The following is a 16,962-nucleotide window of genomic DNA, read 5'->3' on the forward strand; positions in this document are numbered from 1 at the left end:
CCGAAACGGCATCATCTGCGGCGGTAGGTCGCGAACACCATCGGCGCCTCGTCGCGTGGATCTGCGGCTGGACGGTCCTCAGCTACCTTGTGCCAGATTTCCGGATCGATGACTGGAAAAACCGTGTCACCATCAACCTGCGCGTCCACATGCGTGATCTCCAGCCGGTCAGCGTCCGCTAGGGTTTGGGCGTAGACCTGCCCGCCGCCAAGGATGAAGACCGCATCTTTGCGCAACCCTTCCGCCAACTGCCGCCCGCGTTCAAGCGCGGTCTCCAGATCGGGGAAAACCTCGCACCCTTCCGCGCGAAACTCCGGGTTTCCCGAGACGATGATATTGGGTCGCCCTGGAAGCGCCCGCCCGATGCTTTCATACGTCAACCGTCCCATGATCACCGGGTGCCCGGTCGTTAGCGCCTTGAAACGTTTAAGGTCACTGGGGAGACGAAAGGGAAGCGCGCCATTCTTGCCGATAACGCCGTTGGTGGCGACCGCAGCAATCTGAACAAATTCAACCATCAGCGCTTAAACCGCAATCGGCGCCTTGATCGTCGGATGCGGGTCGTACCCCTCAATCGCGATATGATCATAGCGGAAATCGAAAAGGTCATGGACGCTCGGATCAAGCTTCAAACTTGGTAGCGTCCGCGGGGCCCGCGACAGCTGCAATTCAGCTTGCTCAATATGATTGAGATAAAGGTGAGCGTCGCCAAACGTGTGAACGAAGTCACCCGGCTTGAGCCCTACGACCTGCGCGATCATATGCGTCAACAAGGCGTAGGATGCGATGTTGAAGGGAACGCCTAGGAAAATATCCGCCGAGCGCTGGTAAAGCTGGCACGATAGCCGTCCCTCGGCGACGTAAAACTGGAAAAGGCAGTGGCAGGGCGGCAGCGCCATCGCGTCGACGTCGGCAGGATTCCACGCCGACACAATGTGCCGCCGTGAATGAGGATTGCGCCTCAGGCCATCGAGTAAAAGCGTAATCTGGTCGATCGTTTCACCAGATGGCGCAGCCCAGGAGCGCCACTGCTTGCCGTAAACGGGCCCCAAATCGCCGCTCTCGTCTGCCCATTCGTCCCAAATGGAGACTTTGTTGGCCTTGAGGTAAGCGATGTTGGTGTCGCCAGACAAAAACCATAGGAGCTCATGGATGATTGAGCGCAGATGCAACTTTTTCGTCGTGACCAGCGGGAAGCCTTCCGCAAGGTCGAAACGCATCTGATAGCCAAACACCGCCCGTGTACCGGTCCCGGTGCGGTCCATGCGGGTCACACCGGTGTTGAGCACGTGGTCGAGCAGATCATGGTAGGCACGCATCGAATCGCTTTCTATCGGGGGCGGGACGCGCATGAAAAAGGCCCGCCGCCAGAATGACAACGGGCCTCAAAAGTGCGCTGTGGAGCGCTTACTTCTTTTTGTGGAAAAGGCTGAGCTTTCCATAATGCTCCGCAAGCAAATAATAGAACGTCACACGGGACTTGGTCCGGTCGGCCTTCATCTTTTCACAAACCGCCTGCAGCGAAGCGTCCACCGCATCATCACCGTCCGGCAAAGCCAGCTTCTTGCGGCAGAAGCCATCGCGTACCCGCGCCAGTTCGGTCGGATCAGAACACGACACCAGTGATGCATCTCTGCTGCGCAATGCGATACCGAGGTGTCGGACAACGCCAGCCACCGCCTCTTCATCGACGCTCGATGTGTAGTTTTTCACGTCTGCTACGTAGTCGGTCATCGACCGTTCTCCCCTCAGTTTAACATGCGAGCCCGCGCGACCCCAGGTCGCAGGCCCAAAGCGCGCGCATGTTGATCAGGACGCGAGGGAAGCGTCAACCGCACCCGAGGGATGCAAAAGGCAAACTTTCTCGTTTCCGCGTCATCAATACGCGGAAACGAGAGTTGGTTTTGTTTACCCCTTCAGTGAGGGCCAGTTTGCATCGGCACGGGCGATGAAACCGGGCAGATCACGCAGCCAGCGACGATTGACGGACTGATTGGCGTTGAGAAAGAGGCGACCATCGATGATCCGCCAAACATTTGGGTCACCCTGCGCAAGGTAACCCTCGGCGGCGGCCCATGCGCAGTGCCCCCCATATTCCGGAGCGTAGCGAGCCGGATCGGCAGCGAAAGCGTCACGGTTGGCTTCGTTGGCAAATCGCCAGGTTGCGCCCTCATGCTCTAAGGTGATGGCTTCGCTTCCAACGATTGCTTCGCCTTCGGTGTGATAGGCAACTGCATCATAGCCGCCGACAGCCGTTCCGGCGATGAAGCCCGTATAAATAAGTGCCTGAGCATCGCGGGGGGCCAGCGCGACCGCCGCACCAGCGAGAAGACCAAGGCCGGTTAGTCGCAAGAAACCGCGCCGAGACGCGGTCGGTGCGCTGGTGTCGATGGCAGCGGCGGGCGAGTGCGTTTTGAACATCGTTATCTCCTGAAAGATGAGCAGCAGCAGGTGCTGCGGGTTGCTCTTCAACTGCTCCCTGCGCTTGTTTTTGTCCAATCACTGTCACTGATTGCGCCATCACAAAGCCGTCAGCGCTGCGCGATTGCCCTATTGGGGTCGAAGTGACCGCAATGACGCGTTGCGACGTTTCACAATCTGGGAGATTTAGCCAACGACCGAGCAACCTGCGCCTTAAACGTCCGGTTGCAGCTATCCTGAACAAGGACGCATCGCCATCATGTCGGCTTGAGGTTGCACGCCAACATCATTGAAAAAAGCCCGAAAGCACAGTATATTGGCGATGCCGAGTAATCGGCTACGGCGATAAACTGTCATCGCAATAAACCTATCGGACCCGGGGGCGGTACCCGGCGCCTCCACCATCATCCGCCGCACAACCAAATCAGGTTATGGGGCGGTTGTTGTGGGGGCGAAATAGGATCGACGAGGGTGTAAAGGGTGTGCTTTCGCTCGGCATGGTTCCGCCGTTATCGGGCCAAACTTGTAGTTGCAAATGACAACTATGCTCCGGTTGCTCAGGCTGCGTAACGCAGTTTGAAATTCCGACCTAAACTCCCACCGGGTTAGCCCCTGGTGGTCGGGGTCCGTGAGGGACCTGGCAACAGAATCCTCAAACGGCCCGCCAGCTTTCGCTGGTGGGCCAATTTTTTTGCCGATCAGTGTTGGGCAGCTGTCCCGACACATTAAGGCCACACGTTTGCCAGAAAGCCGAATATGCGAAGAAAACCACCTCAAAGTGGACATGTTTTCGCGCACCGACGGTTAGGCCTTTCCATTTACGCCAAAAGCATTGCAAACTGCGATTCATGGCAGACGATCTGATCCGATACGATGTTCTGGTAAGCGATGCGCTTCGTGGCGTCGTTCGGCAGGTTTTGACCGAGATAACGTCGACCGGTCTTCCCGGCGACCATCATTTCTACATCACCATCGACACGCGCTTGCCGGGCGTCAGGATTTCGTCGGCCCTTCGGCAGCGTTTTCCTGAAGAGATGACTGTGGTCCTTCAGCATCAATTCTGGGACCTGAAGGTAACAGACCAGGCTTTTGAGGTCGGCTTGAGCTTCTCCGGTGTTCCGGAGCGACTGTTAATTCCATTCTCATCCATCACAGGGTTCGCTGACCCATCAGTGGACTTCGCATTGAAGTTCGAGACAATCATGGTTGACGATGAGGAGTTGGTCGGGGAAGCCGTCGAGCTCGAAACAGCAAATGAGCCCGCGCCGGAACCAACTCCGCTGAGCACGGCGAAGCCAAACGGTGCCAATTCAGACGCCGATGAAGGTGCCGAAGAGGCTGCAGACGACGATAAAGAGGCGGATGAAGCAAAGTCTGCCGAAGTGGTCTCTTTGGACGCTTTTCGCAAGAAAAGTTGATTGCTGACCGGCGCTCGGCACCCCTCCACTTTCCCAGCATCCATCCGCCCAGCGCCGCGCCCGCGGCGGACGGACAGGCGTTAGACGAAAGCGAAACGCAATCGCCCTAGGGGGCACCCTCCACGCGTGGTACATCGCTGATCGAATTCAGTTCCACGTTTGCGCATGAGGGATGGCCCGCGATGACGACCACCAGGACAGAATCTGACACTTTTGGACCGATTGAGGTTGATTCAAGCCGCTACTGGGGTGCCCAAGCTCAACGCTCCCTCGGCAACTTCAAGATCGGCTGGGAGAAACAGCCAGCCCCCGTGGTCCGCGCCCTTGGTATCGTGAAGCGGGCCGCAGCCGAAACCAATATGGAGCTCGGCAAAATGGATGCCGACCTGGGGAACGTCATCATCAAGGCAGCGCAAGAGGTCATCGAAGGGAAGCTGGACGAGCATTTCCCATTGGTGGTCTGGCAGACGGGCTCTGGGACGCAGTCCAATATGAACGCGAACGAGGTGATCTCCAATCGCGCAATCGAGATGATGGGCGGTGAGATGGGTTCGAAAACGCCGATCCATCCCAACGATCACTGCAACATGTCACAGTCGTCCAACGACACCTTTCCCACGGCGATGCACATCGCCTGCGCTGAAGAGGTGCACCATCGGCTGCTTCCGGCGCTCCAATATTTGCGCAACGCACTGAACGACAAAGCCGAAGCGTGGAAGAACATCATCAAAATTGGACGCACCCATACACAGGATGCGACACCCCTCACCCTCGGCCAGGAATTCTCCGGCTACACCCAGCAGCTTACAAATGGCATTGCGCGGATTGAAAGCACCCTGCCCGCGCTCATGGAGCTCGCTCAAGGTGGCACAGCTGTTGGCACTGGGCTCGCATCTCCGGTCGGTTTTGCCGAAAAAGTCGCTGAGAAGATCGCCGCGATCACCAAACTACCGTTCACCACTGCCCCAAACAAATTCGAGGCGCTCGCCGCCCACGATGCGATGGTGTTCACCCATGGAGCAATCCACGCGGTTGCAATGAGCTGTTTCAAGATTGCCAATGATATCAGGTTTTTAGGGTCGGGACCTCGAGCGGGACTTGGAGAATTGGCGCTGCCCGAAAACGAACCAGGCTCGTCCATAATGCCCGGCAAAGTGAACCCGACCCAGTGCGAAGCGATGACCCAGGTCTGTGCGCACATCCACGGTAATAACGCCGGACTCGCCTTTGCGGGGTCGCAAGGTCATTTCGAATTGAACGTCTTTAACCCGATGATGGCCTACAACTTCCTGCAGTCGGTGCGGCTGTTGTCTGACGCGGCTGTCTCGTTCACCGACAATTGCGTTGTTGGCATTGAGCCCAGGCTAGACAACATTGAGCAAGGGCTCAAAAATTCGCTGATGTTGGTGACGCCATTGAAAGAGAAGTACGGCTACGATCTTGCCGCAAAAGTCGCGAAAAACGCCCACAAGAACGGGACAACGTTGAGAGTTGAGGCGCTCGCACTTGGCATTTCCGAAGAGGACTTCGATGCTATCGTGGTACCGGCGAAAATGATTAGCCCGGCATGAGGCGATCTTCGTGACCGACAACGTCATCAATCTGCGGCAGGCTCGCAAGCGCTTGAAAAAGGCCGAAAAGGAAAAGACGGCGCGCGAAAACCGCCGGCGCTTTGGGCGAAGCAAATCACAGAAGCAGGCCGAAAACAAAGAACGGGAAAGCAGCGCTTCCCGCCTTGATGGCCACCAGCGGGACCGAGACGACGGAGCTTCGTAAGTGCTCTTCAAACGTTCGATCAGCCTGTCGGGCCATGCGACGTCGATTGCGCTCGAGCAACCCTTCTGGGATGAGATCGATCGGCTTGCCGCCGAAAAAGGCATGGGTAGAGCTGCACTTGTAAGGCAGATCGACGAAGCCCGGGGTTCGGGAAACCTTGCCAGCGCGCTGCGGGTGTTTGTGCTGGAGACGCTGAAGGCTGAAACGCTTAATTCGGTGTCAGATCAAGCGGTGCGCCGGTAGCAGGTTGTTCGCTGGCGGGGACCGCATTGCTGAACGGCAGCGCATCCACCACGATGGGCTCGCCAAGCGGAGGCAAAGAAAGGTCAAGTTGCGGACCGTCTTGCGCCGCCGCCTGCTCGGCCTCCGCGCGTGCCCGTTCCGCTGCCTCTTCAGCCTGACGGCGGGCTTCTTCCTCGGCCTCCTCGCGGACTTGCCGCTCACGCTCGATCTCGATCAACTGCCGCGCACGCGCCGCGTCAAGCGCCTCTGCACCCATAACCCTCAGCAGGCTTTCGCGCTCTAAGATCTCCGCATTAAGCGCTTCGACCCGTCGGATCTCGCTTTCCAGTTGGCGGACGTTGAGGAAGCTGGCGACTTGCGCAACATCGAGCGTCCGCTCGGGAGCTGCGAGATCTCCGGTGAAGGAAAGGCCGACATTGGGCATCGCTGCCACGTCACCGGGACCGTCGGTCGCCGCGTAGGAGAAATCTGCGTCAACCACCTGTTCGCCGAGGTCGACAGTGAACCCGCCGCGCATAGCGGTCTGGTCACCGCCCAAAAACAGATTGCTGGCTCGCGCTACACCGGCAACCACACTCACTGGCGTATCGGCGCGCTCAATGCGCATCGTTCCAGCTTGCAAGGCATCCGCGAAGGCCGCTTCCAGATCGGAACCCTCGCCCAAGAGCCCCGCATCGGCCGCCTGCAAGATCCGAGCGAAACCGTTCAGGCCCAGTCCTGATAGTGTCGCGTCTGCTAAGGCTAAAGTGCCCTCACCGGTTAGCGCTGACATCAAACTGGCAACGGAATTTCCGGCACTCTCAAAACTCAGAGACAACGCGCCTTCCCCGCGCAGAACAGGACCGCCGCCGCGCTCCCAACTAAGCTGATCCAGTTCAAAGCCCTGCCAGCCAACGCGCCCGTTGAGCAGGCCACCACGGTCCGCATCGCGAAGCACCAGGCGAGTATCAAGATCGCCCCCCAGAAGCTGCCCAGATAGCCGTTCAACCTCTAGCTCATCCGTACTCGCCTTTAGGTCCAGCGCGCCATTGAGGACGGTCAGCCCATCCCAAAGGGCAATTCGTGGGCTGTCGAGCTTGAGATTGATTGCGATCGGCCACGGATTGAACGCGAACGGACCCTCGGGCCAGCCGTCGGCAAAACCGACATCAAAGGCGGCCGGGCCTATGAAAGCACTGGCGAGCGTCTGCAGGTCAACACGATCAATGCTCACATCTGCATCCAGCAGTGTGTTCAAGGGGCCGACGGTAAGGGCTGCCTCCCCAGCCACCGATATATCATCAACAAGCCCGGTCAGAGCGGAAAGATCCGCACGCCTTGAGTTGCTGTCATAGGCAATATCGAAACCCATGGACGCTGCGATCGGATCAAAAAGACCGGGCAGCGCTAACCCAGCCATCAGTCCGAGCTGCGCAATATCACCTGCAAACACCGATCCTGTCCCAGACAGGCCACTGACCGTCTCGTCCGCGCCGCGCACCAGGTCCGCATCAAGGCGGGCGGTCACATCAAGCCCATCAAACGCAAGGCGAACCGTTGGCGGCCCGTCTCCAGCGCCCGTGAAAACCGCCCGCAGACTGCCCGGTCCCTCAAGTTCGCTGGGAAGAGCGGGAACGCCCAGCTGACCGACAAGGGCAAAGCCATCTTCAGCTTCCGCATTCAACCGGATCTCCGAAGCGCGTTCGAAAAGCGCTTGAAGACTTTCTTGAACCGTCCGAGAGGCCGCAAACTGTGACCCCCCATCAGGCACAGTGCCGTTCAAATCGATGGTCGTTTCGGCAAGTGACCCCACCAAACCCAACTGCAAGCCAGCGCTCGCCGAATTGCTGTAGGTCCCGGTGAGGTTGGCAGGCTCATACAGCCCGGAATTGCGTTGAAGATCTGCAAGAAATGGGCTGTCACCAAGAACGTCGCGCGCCAGACGTACGACGCCGCCAATCCGCTCGAGCTCGCTTTGAACGGAAAACTCGCCAAGCGGCGGCACGCTTGAACGGTCGAAAAACCCGCTTGCCGACAACCTTGCGCCCGCTGCATCGCCGATCTGCAGTCGATCAACACGCAAGCGATCAGGCGTAGCATTCACGTCAACCTCGACCCCGCCCAAATCCTCATTGCCGGCGACGAGGGCATCGATTTTCAAACTTGCATCAATCGTCCCCAGAGCCAGATTACCAGCTTCATCAGGATCACTTGTCCGCGGGGCAACCCAACGACCGAGACCCGAAAGCAGGCCGAAATCGAAGCGCCCTGCATCCAGCTCCAGGGTCAACGCAGCGCCTCCGTCGCGCCCTTTCGGGCCCAGCTGATACGCCGCTGAACCGGTCAATGCCGACCCATCGATCGATCCACGCAAACGCTCAAGGCGCAAAGACCGAGCGTCAGCGATCAACCGCCCAGCGACATCCAAAGCGGAAAGCTGCGAGAATGCTCCCTCTTCATCCGCCCGGCCCGTTGACCACGCAATGAACAGTCCCGGTGCATTGCTGCGCAGGCTCATCCCACCATCCAGACGCAGTCCACCGGTCTCAAGGGCGTCGATCGCACCGGAAAAGCCAAATGCGGTCTCTCCGGGAAAGGTTGCTTCAAGGCTTCTCAGATCAACCGGCTGACCGGGCCGATAGGTTGCGTCGAACCCAATCTGCCGAATGACGGCGCTGTTGATGACGATGGCGGGAATATCGAAGGTCAGGTCGCCCGGTAAATCGAGGCGCTCTAGCGACCGCACCAGATCACCGGCTGCCGCCCAACCCGCACCAAGCGAGACTGGCTCCGTAGCGCCGCCACCCAAGGTTCGATCGAGATCAATCTGGCGCGACGATAACGCAGCCGAAAAACGCGCATCTTCTCCCAGTGTGGTGCGCGCATGACCGGTCAAGACGAAGGCCTGATCCCCGCCCTGCCCCAAAGTCAACTCGACGTCACGCGCCACCAACTCCGCCAGCGATGCATCGATTGTGCCTTCGAGCCGCCAATCGAGGGTAGCAACATCCATGCTTGCATCGACAGAAACGTCGCTGGAATCCTCCGATAGATTGAGGCTGCGCGCCAAAGACTGGCCTTCAAACCGTGCCTGATCTTCGGACCAGTCGAAAAAGCCATCGACCGTGATCTCGAGCGGTCGGTTGACCGGCATAACCGAAACCCGCGTCCTCATACGGCGATCGCCCGCATAGGTTCCAGAATTCACACGCAGCTCGACCCGCTTCCCTGCTATCACGGCAGACGCCGGGTCGACACGCCAAGGCCCGAGAATACTGGGCGCGCTAAGCCGCGCGTTAAGCTCGCTAACGAGCACCTGGACCGAGCCGTCACCGGTGAGGCGCTCAATCCGGCCATTGCTGACAACAGCCTCTTCGATGCTGATCGCCGCGAGGTCCACGGCGTCGGACCGTTCAGACGACCCAGCATCCAGCGCCGAGAGGCGTATGACCGGGCTCTCAAGGGCCAGCTCGACAATCTCCGCCTGCCCTCGCAAAAACGGCGCAAGCGACATCAGCGCCCGCATCCGTTGCACGCGAACCTCTGGCTCCGATCCGTCCGTCTGGCTGGCGATCTCGACATCGGTGAAGGTCAGCCGAGGCATTGGCAGCAGACGCAGATCGACTGCACCTGACACATGGACATCCCGACCCAACAACCGCGAAGCCTGTTGCTCGATGACGGCAGTGTAGTTGCTCCAGTCAATATAGCGCGGCGCGACCAACGCTGCCGTCAGCACCACAAGCAAGAGCGTCCCCACAAAGAGGAAAAACCGGTTCATTGTGCCCTTTCACCAATTGGGAAAGCCATTTTGTGACCACAGGCATGTTTGCGGTCAAGCAAAGCCGTCAAACAGCGTTTAAAGCATAGAACTTTGGCATGAAATGCGCCCAAGTGCATCGAACCCGCATTGCACAATGCGCAAAACGCGTCCCCTATTCGCACAAAGGGCAAGTTGAGCAGACCAATGGCCAGCAAACACATCGAAATGGTGGTCTCATCGGTCGTGCAATGGGCACGGCCGAACATCGCCTATGCGGTGCGCAGTCGGCTTTGGCTCGTTTGGATCCTGGCGGCGGTGATCGGCGTGGGTACGGCCTTCGGCGCGATCGCTTTTCGCGAGTTAATCGGCCTGGTCCAATGGACTTGGCTCGCGACCCGCACGGAGCAGGTCGCCAGTGCTGCACGGCTGCTGCCCTGGTACACAGTGCTCTTTGTGCCGGCGTTTGGCGGACTGCTTGTTGGGCTGTTCCTCCATTATATCCAGCCGGGCAAGCGGCACCTAGGCGTCTCGGACGTCATCGAAGGCAAACTTGATCCCGACAGGAGTTTGCGTTTTTGGCCGGGGATCGGCTCTGCATTTGTGTCGGCCACCTCACTTGGGTTCGGTTCAAGCACCGGTCGCGAGGGACCCGTGGTGCATCTCGGAGCAGTCATCGCGGCGAGCATTGCGCGGGTATTCAGGCTGCCTGCGGCCTCCAACAAAGTCTTGCTTGCGTGCGGTGTAGCCGGCGCGGTCTCGGCGTCGTTCAACGCGCCAATCGCGGGCGTTTTGTTCGCGCACGAGGTGATCCTTGGCCACTACGCTCTAACGGCCTTCAGCGCGATCGTCATTGCTTCAGGCGCCGCAACGATCATTTCGCGCATCTACTTTGGCGACGTCGCCGCTTTTGCAATCCCGGACTACCAGATTACCTCCTACTGGGAGTTTCCGGCGTTTGCCATTCTCGGACTTGTTTGTGCGCTTGTCGCCATCCTTTTCCAGTACGCGCTGATCGGCACAGACTATGTGGCCCGGACCGTCCGTGCGCCGGTTTTCATCCGGCCTATGGTCGGAGGTCTGGTGGTCGGCTTCATCGCCATCTGGTTTCCTCAGGTTCTGGGGGTCGGATACCAGGCCACGGACCTTGCGCTTCGCACACAGTTGCCGCTCGACCTCATGCTGATCCTTGTCGTGCTCAAGACAATCGCAACAGCGATTTGCCTCGCCTCCCGATTTGGTGGTGGGATCTTTTCTCCCTCACTTTATCTGGGGGCGATGACAGGGGGCGCATTTGGGCTGATAGCGGCGAGCGCTTTTCCGGATATGGCGTCGTCCGAAGGCCTGTATGCCATTCTTGGCATGGGGGCTGTAGCGGCCGCGGTCATCGGCGCGCCCCTTTCAACGACCATGATCGTTTTCGAACTGACAGGGGGCTACGCCCTTTCGATTGCACTTCTGCTGACCGTGTCGATCGCAACCGGGATATCAATCGCCGTCCATGGCCGATCCTACTTCTACTGGCAGCTGGAAAGCCGTGGGCTTGCGGTCGCGGACGGTCCACATGCGCAATTGATGCGAACGGTCAAAGTTGCCGATTTCATGCAGCGCATCTCGCCCAACGTCAAAGAGCGCCCTCCACCTCTTGAAGAGGGTGCGCCGAGACTGTTGACAACTGACACCATGGAGCGCGCCTTGCGGGTGTTCGATGAGACCGGAAGCGCGGAAATACCCGTGGTCCGGGCGGCAGCAGTTGGACAGACGGTAGGCTATGCTCTTCAAGTCGACGCACTGCGTTTCTTCAACGCGGCTCTCATCGACGCATCAATTGAAGAGCACAAATAGCGCCTTATTTTGGGAAGAACGGTCAGAGAACAAGCGACAGCCGCCCCCTGCTTGGCTACGCTCAGGGCCGTCGAATCATCATTTCTTCGGAACACCTGCCGGCCATGTCAGACCCTGCCCCACTCGTGCCCAAAGAAGGCGGAATCGCAGCCCGTGCCATGGCGGCAGTACAGCCAACGAACGCGCCGTGGCTCGACGGCTTGAACCCGGAGCAGCTGCGTGCGGTTGAAACGCTTGACGGACCGGTTCTCGTATTGGCTGGCGCTGGCACCGGGAAAACAAGGGTTCTAACGACAAGGATCGCCCACATACTTGGCACCGGGCGCGCAGCGCCAAGCCAGATCATGGCTGTGACCTTTACCAACAAGGCCGCCCGGGAGATGAAGCAACGCATTGGCGGCATGATCGGCTCAGCCGTGGAGGGCATGCCGTGGCTGGGGACCTTCCACGCCATCGGGACACGCCTGCTGCGGTACCATGCGGAGCTTGCTGGCTTGAAGTCGAGCTTCACCATCCTCGACACCGATGACCAGATCCGCCTTCTCAAACAACTGCTTCAAGCAGAGAACATCGACGAGAAGCGCTGGCCGGCACGCCAACTGGCAGCGTATATAGATCGCTGGAAGAACCGGGGCCTTGTACCCGATAAGGTTCCCGCGTCGGACGCCGTTTTCGCAAACGGCCAAGGCATTGAGCTATACGCTGCCTATCAGGAGCGCCTGTCTGTCCTGAATGCTGTCGACTTCGGCGACCTGTTGGTCAAACCGATCAAGCTTTTTCAGGATAATCCGGACATTCTAGCTGACTACCATCGTCGCTTCCGCTTCATCCTGGTGGACGAGTACCAGGATACAAACGTGGCCCAATATCTTTGGCTGCGCCTCCTGGCCCAAGGCTCGAATGGGCAACAGCCGAACGTCTGCTGTGTCGGTGATGATGACCAGTCGATCTATGGCTGGCGCGGTGCGGAAGTTGACAACATTTTGCGGTTTGAGCGCGATTTTCCCGGTGCAACCGTCATCCGTCTTGAGCGCAATTACCGCTCGACATCGCCGATTTTGGGCGCAGCATCTCATCTGATCGCACACAATGAAGACCGGCTTGGTAAGACCTTGTTCACCGACCTCGAAGCCGAGCCGGGCGAAGAGAAAGTAACGGTCGCCAGTGCCTGGGATTCCGCAGAAGAGGCGCGCGCGGTCTGCGAGGACATTGAGCAACTGCAGAGGCAGGATCACCCGCTTAATGAGATGGCTATCCTGGTGCGGACCTCGGCGCAGATGCGCGAGTTCGAAGACCGTTTCTTCACCCTTGGCCTCAATTACCGGGTCATCGGCGGCCCGCGCTTTTATGAACGGCAGGAAATTCGCGATGCCTTGGCTTACTTGCGGGTCATTGCGCAGCCGGAAGACGGGCTTGCATTTGAACGGATCGTCAACGTTCCCAAACGGGGCCTGGGCGATACCAGCGTTCGCAAGATCAACGCACTGTCCCGCGACCAATCGATCTCACCGCTTGCAGCGGCAAGGCTTCTAACCGAGACCGAGGAGCTGCGCCCAGCTGCTCGTTCGGCGCTTCGCGCCTTGATCGACGATTTCGATCGATGGCGCGACAGCATGAACCATTTGCCACACACGGAGCTGGCAGAGATCGTGCTTGATGAATCGGGTTACACGCGGATGTGGCAGGAGGACACCTCGCCGCAAGCACCAGGAAGGCTGGACAATTTGAAGGAACTCGTTCGTTCGATGGAGGAGTTTGAAAACCTCGCAGGCTTCCTCGAACACATCGCGCTTGTCGCTGACGTGGACAACCAGGAGATGGACGATGCGGTGACGTTGATGACGCTGCACGCGGCGAAGGGTCTCGAATTTGACACCGTCTTCCTGCCCGGTTGGGAAGAAGGCCTGTTCCCATCGCAGCGATCTCTCGATGAGAATGGCCGCGCTGGCCTCGAGGAAGAACGCCGCCTTGCCTATGTTGGGCTGACCCGCGCGCGCAAACGAGCAAAACTCTGGTTTTCGTCCAACCGGCGTATCCACGGGCTTTGGCAGTCATCGATGCCATCGCGCTTTCTTGATGAACTGCCCGAAGCGCATGTCGAAGTCGTCGAGCAAACCTCATCGTATGGGGGCTATGGCGCGCGCGGTTATGGCAATTATGGTGCTAGCCGCTTCGATAAGGCAGTCGAGATGAATTCAGCCTACGAGACACCAGGCTGGAAACGCGCGCAGGCGGCGAAGGGCGCGGGCAGAAGACCCTCGTCCGGGCCGATCACGATTGATGGAGAGTTGGTCGCCCGTTCCGTCGTGGATCGGGGCTCAGCTTATGGCATCGGCGACAGAGTGTTCCACCAGAAATTCGGTTATGGGCTCGTCGCAGTCATAGAGGGCAACAAACTGACGATCGATTTCGATAAGGCAGGCCGGAAAAAGGTCGTCGACAGCTTCGTGACCCCTCACGATCAGGTGGGTTAGCCCGCCTTGCCTGATCTGATCACCACCATTGCGCTGATCGGGCTTTTGGGGATCGGCGCACAGTGGATCGCATGGCGAACGCAGATCCCAGCCATCGTTCTTTTGTTGGTGGCAGGGCTGATCGCCGGACCAGCAACCGGCCTCGTCAATCCATCCGAAGACTTTGGCGATCTGCTCAAACCATTTGTCGCACTCGCGGTCGCGGTGATCCTGTTTGAAGGCGGCATGACCCTGAATTTCGCAGAGATCAGGGAGACCGCTCGAGCTGTCCGCCGAATTATTTTCGTATCGGCTCCACTGATCTGGGTCCTTGGAAGCCTCGCGGCCCACTATCTGGGCGGACTGTCTTGGCCGTCGGCCATCGTGTTTTCAGGCATAATGGTGGTGACCGGCCCAACGGTCATCATGCCTCTGTTACGACAAGCGAAACTGCCAACACGCACGGCATCGGTGTTGCGATGGGAAGCCATTGTCGTCGATCCGATCGGAGCCCTTTTTGCAGTCATCGCATTTGAAGTGGCGCTCGCGCTATCGTCGGGGGCTCCGGCGACGACGATAGCGCTCCAGGTCCTGGCCGCGCTACTGATTGGTCTGGTCGGCGGCTATGGGTTGACGCGCGCCCTCGCCATCGCGTTCGCGCGCGGGCATGTGCCCGACTTTCTCAAAGCGCCCATCCTGCTCGTTGCCGTTCTCGTAGGTTATGCGGCAACCGATGCCGTCTTGGCGGAAGCCGGACTTCTCACCGTGACCGTTATGGGCATCGTCATGGCAAACGCCAGACTGGCGAGTTACACCGAGTTGCGTCGCTTCAAGGAGGTGATGACGGTCATCTTGGTATCTGGCCTGTTCATCCTGCTGACCGCGAACATCACACCTGAAACCATAGCATCGCTCAGCATGCGCGATGTGGCCTATCTCGTTGCTCTGCTGTTCGTTATCCGGCCCGTCGCGATCCTGGTGGCAACAATCGGTACCGAATTGTCGCTGAAAGAACGGCTCCTAATCGGCTGGATCGCTCCTCGCGGTGTTGTCGCTGTCGCGGTCTCAGGTCTGTTCGCTGGAACGCTGGTGCAGATCGGTGTTGAAGACGGGGCGCAGCTTGCGCCACTTGCATTCCTCGTTGTTCTTGTAACGGTGATCCTGCATGGGTTCTCGCTAAAACCCCTTGCACGCCGACTTGGCATAACGTCCAAAGACCCTGATGGCTTTTTGCTGGTCGGGGCCAACCGCTTCACGCTCGCGCTGGCAGAAAAGCTCAAGGATAGCGAATTGCCGACGCTAATCGCCGATCGTAATCGCTCGCGCTTGAGCGCGGCACGCCAAGCCGGCTTCCCTACCTACTTTGGCGAAATCCTGTCGGAGGCGGCGGAGCACCACCTCGATCTATCGCGCTACGGAACCCTCATCGCTGCAACCGATAATGACGCCTACAACGCGTTGGTCTGCACGGATTTCGGCCCTGAATTAGGTCGCGCGCGGGTGTTTCGGCTGGGCGCAGAGGAAAAACGAGAAGCCGAGATGTTTGCCACCACCGTAAGCGGGCAACTGCTATTTCAGCCGTCAATCAGCGAAACCGAAGCAGAATTTCGCATGATCACCAGTGGCTGGACCGTTCAGCGCACCAAACTGACAGAGGCCTATCCCTTCGAAAAGCTCAAAGAGCAGCGCGGGGACGCCCACATTCTGTTCGCTGTTGGTCCCAAGGGTAACTTCATTTCGCCAGCACTTGGCGCGCAGTTCAAACCCGGCGCCGGTTCAACGGTTTTCACGTTTGGCTCACCCAAAAGAGCCAGCGCACAGACCCAAAAAGAGCGCAAACATGCCGACGCTTAAGGCAAGCCTCACAGTCCCACATCGCGAGGAAGCTGAACGCATCGCTCAGCTTCTAGAAGTCTCATTTGAAGACGAGGGCCTCCCGGTCGCCCATTTTGAGGATGAGACCGCAGGTACTTGGATTGTGGACCTGTACACAGAGGGTAGCGACCGCGAGGGGTTCGCGCATGCCATCCAGGACGCACTTGGAGCGGATGCCTTTGCAGCGCCGTTGCACGTCACACAACTTGATGAGATCGATTGGGTCACGGCAAGTCTCGAAGGGCTCGAAGCAATCCGTGCGGGCCGGTTCGTTGTACATGGGGTGCACGCGCGCGAGGCTGTCGGCCCAACCGACATCGGCATTCGCGTCGAGGCGAGCCGAGCATTTGGCACCGGTCACCACGGCACGACACTTGGCTGTCTCGAACTGATCGAATGGGTAACCGACCGGTACACGATCAGCAATGCGCTCGATCTGGGCGCTGGCACAGGGGTCCTCGCTATTGCACTGGCCAAGCGGATCAAGGCCCCTGTCCTTGCGACGGATATCGACCCGATCTCGGTTGCAATCACGGCTGAAAATGCAACGCTTAATGGCGTCCACACATTCGTGAAAAGTGTGTGGGCCGATGGTGCCGTTGGAGCGCCGGTGGCTCATGCGCCTTATGATGCGATTGTTGCCAACATACTTGCGGGACCACTTCTGGCGTTGGCAAGACCACTCTCGCAGTTGCTTGTCCCAGGTGGCGCACTCATCCTATCGGGACTGATGCGTCACCAGGAACGCGCAATTATCGCGCGCTACCGTCAGGCCGGGACAATCCTGGCCCGACGGGTCCACCATGGTGAGTGGTCGGCGCTTTTGCTGTTTCGGCGCTAGTACGGCCAAGCGTAGATGCCGTTTTTGCCAACGATTGCGGCATCAATGTCGTAGCGGTCTCGCTTCTCCGGCAGGCGCTGCGGATCATCTTCACGCGTGTTCGTGAACGCAAGGTATTCAGCGACTTCGGCACGCGCGCGGGCTTCGCGGGCTTGGATCATGCTGGTAAAGGCAGACTTGATGATCCGTGCAAACGCACTGTCGCGGAAAAGGCGTGGTTGTGGCTGCGAAAAAGTGAAGGCTGCCATTGTTTCGGCTCCTGCAGTTTTTGAACGAAAATGGTCGAGCGATTTGCCCGACCATGCCTTGGGGGAAGACGTCAGTAAGATGGCCCGCAGGCCCGCAATGAGG

The 16,962-nt window shown here is 58.8% G+C and carries 14 protein-coding genes; 8 read left to right on the forward strand and 6 right to left on the reverse strand.

Annotated elements, in window-relative coordinates; genetic code table 11:
- Positions 1 to 11: 11 nt before the first annotated feature.
- The 4 genes from AAF739_15070 to AAF739_15085 all read right to left on the reverse strand — a co-directional run bounded on the left by AAF739_15070 (position 12) and on the right by AAF739_15085 (position 2,472).
- Positions 12 to 518, reverse strand: coding sequence for a dihydrofolate reductase (locus AAF739_15070; protein MEM6383992.1), 507 nt, complete (start codon positions 516 to 518; stop codon positions 12 to 14).
- Positions 519 to 524: 6 nt separating this feature from the next.
- A complete protein-coding gene (locus tag AAF739_15075) occupies positions 525 to 1,319 on the reverse strand; it encodes a thymidylate synthase (GenBank protein ID MEM6383993.1) in 795 nt (264 codons plus the stop codon).
- Positions 1,320 to 1,407: 88 nt separating this feature from the next.
- Positions 1,408 to 1,734, reverse strand: coding sequence for a DUF2853 family protein (locus AAF739_15080; GenBank protein MEM6383994.1), 327 nt, complete (start codon positions 1,732 to 1,734; stop codon positions 1,408 to 1,410).
- Positions 1,735 to 1,908: 174 nt separating this feature from the next.
- Entirely contained in the window at positions 1,909 to 2,472 is a 564-nt protein-coding gene (locus AAF739_15085; GenBank protein ID MEM6383995.1) for a YHS domain-containing (seleno)protein, read from the reverse strand.
- Between the two features lie 797 nt (positions 2,473 to 3,269).
- On the opposite strand from AAF739_15085, the gene AAF739_15090 reads away from it, so the two are divergent.
- From AAF739_15090 to AAF739_15105, 4 genes are all read left to right on the forward strand, one after another.
- Complete coding sequence (locus AAF739_15090; protein MEM6383996.1) at positions 3,270 to 3,839, forward strand: SspB family protein; 570 nt, start codon at positions 3,270 to 3,272, stop codon at positions 3,837 to 3,839.
- A gap of 182 nt (positions 3,840 to 4,021) precedes the next feature.
- Entirely contained in the window at positions 4,022 to 5,410 is a 1,389-nt protein-coding gene (fumC, locus tag AAF739_15095; protein MEM6383997.1) for a class II fumarate hydratase, read from the forward strand.
- A gap of 10 nt (positions 5,411 to 5,420) precedes the next feature.
- Positions 5,421 to 5,615, forward strand: a complete 195-nt coding sequence (locus tag AAF739_15100; GenBank protein ID MEM6383998.1) for a DUF4169 family protein — start codon at positions 5,421 to 5,423, stop codon at positions 5,613 to 5,615.
- Entirely contained in the window at positions 5,616 to 5,858 is a 243-nt protein-coding gene (locus AAF739_15105; GenBank protein MEM6383999.1) for a ribbon-helix-helix domain-containing protein, read from the forward strand.
- Here the strand turns inward: AAF739_15105 and AAF739_15110 are convergent.
- Positions 5,824 to 9,618 (reverse strand): AsmA family protein, encoded by a 3,795-nt coding sequence (locus AAF739_15110; GenBank protein ID MEM6384000.1) that lies wholly within the window; start codon positions 9,616 to 9,618, stop codon positions 5,824 to 5,826. The genes AAF739_15105 and AAF739_15110 overlap by 35 nt on opposite strands.
- 186 nt (positions 9,619 to 9,804) lie before the next feature.
- Here AAF739_15110 and AAF739_15115 point away from each other — a divergent pair, with 186 nt between their 5' ends.
- From AAF739_15115 to AAF739_15130, 4 genes are all read left to right on the forward strand, one after another.
- On the forward strand, positions 9,805 to 11,442 hold the full coding sequence (locus tag AAF739_15115) for a chloride channel protein (GenBank protein MEM6384001.1): 1,638 nt from the start codon (positions 9,805 to 9,807) through the stop codon (positions 11,440 to 11,442).
- Between the two features lie 104 nt (positions 11,443 to 11,546).
- Positions 11,547 to 13,916, forward strand: a complete 2,370-nt coding sequence (locus tag AAF739_15120) for a UvrD-helicase domain-containing protein (protein MEM6384002.1) — start codon at positions 11,547 to 11,549, stop codon at positions 13,914 to 13,916.
- Between the two features lie 6 nt (positions 13,917 to 13,922).
- Positions 13,923 to 15,749, forward strand: a complete 1,827-nt coding sequence (locus AAF739_15125) for a sodium:proton antiporter (GenBank protein ID MEM6384003.1) — start codon at positions 13,923 to 13,925, stop codon at positions 15,747 to 15,749.
- Positions 15,736 to 16,611, forward strand: a complete 876-nt coding sequence (locus AAF739_15130; protein MEM6384004.1) for a 50S ribosomal protein L11 methyltransferase — start codon at positions 15,736 to 15,738, stop codon at positions 16,609 to 16,611. The genes AAF739_15125 and AAF739_15130 overlap by 14 nt, the downstream gene beginning before the upstream one ends.
- Here AAF739_15130 and AAF739_15135 read toward each other — a convergent pair.
- Positions 16,608 to 16,859: a hypothetical protein gene (locus AAF739_15135; GenBank protein ID MEM6384005.1), complete on the reverse strand. Its 252-nt coding sequence runs from the start codon at positions 16,857 to 16,859 to the stop codon at positions 16,608 to 16,610. The genes AAF739_15130 and AAF739_15135 overlap by 4 nt on opposite strands.
- Between the last annotated feature and the right edge of the window lie 103 nt (positions 16,860 to 16,962).

The organism is Pseudomonadota bacterium (genome assembly GCA_039024915.1).
Lineage (GTDB): Bacteria > Pseudomonadota > Alphaproteobacteria > Rhizobiales > MH13 > MH13.

What these genes read in the sequence shown, in the direction of transcription:
- AAF739_15070 (MEM6383992.1), bottom strand. Translation starts at nt 518, where the DNA reads ATGGTTGAATTTGTTCAGATTGCTGCGGTCGCCACCAACGGCGTTATC.
- AAF739_15075 (MEM6383993.1), bottom strand. Translation starts at nt 1,319, where the DNA reads ATGCGTGCCTACCATGATCTGCTCGACCACGTGCTCAACACCGGTGTG.
- AAF739_15080 (MEM6383994.1), bottom strand. Translation starts at nt 1,734, where the DNA reads ATGACCGACTACGTAGCAGACGTGAAAAACTACACATCGAGCGTCGAT.
- AAF739_15090 (MEM6383996.1), top strand. Translation starts at nt 3,270, where the DNA reads ATGGCAGACGATCTGATCCGATACGATGTTCTGGTAAGCGATGCGCTT.
- fumC (MEM6383997.1), top strand. Translation starts at nt 4,022, where the DNA reads ATGACGACCACCAGGACAGAATCTGACACTTTTGGACCGATTGAGGTT.
- AAF739_15110 (MEM6384000.1), bottom strand. Translation starts at nt 9,618, where the DNA reads ATGAACCGGTTTTTCCTCTTTGTGGGGACGCTCTTGCTTGTGGTGCTG.
- AAF739_15115 (MEM6384001.1), top strand. Translation starts at nt 9,805, where the DNA reads ATGGCCAGCAAACACATCGAAATGGTGGTCTCATCGGTCGTGCAATGG.
- AAF739_15120 (MEM6384002.1), top strand. Translation starts at nt 11,547, where the DNA reads ATGTCAGACCCTGCCCCACTCGTGCCCAAAGAAGGCGGAATCGCAGCC.
- AAF739_15130 (MEM6384004.1), top strand. Translation starts at nt 15,736, where the DNA reads ATGCCGACGCTTAAGGCAAGCCTCACAGTCCCACATCGCGAGGAAGCT.
- AAF739_15135 (MEM6384005.1), bottom strand. Translation starts at nt 16,859, where the DNA reads ATGGCAGCCTTCACTTTTTCGCAGCCACAACCACGCCTTTTCCGCGAC.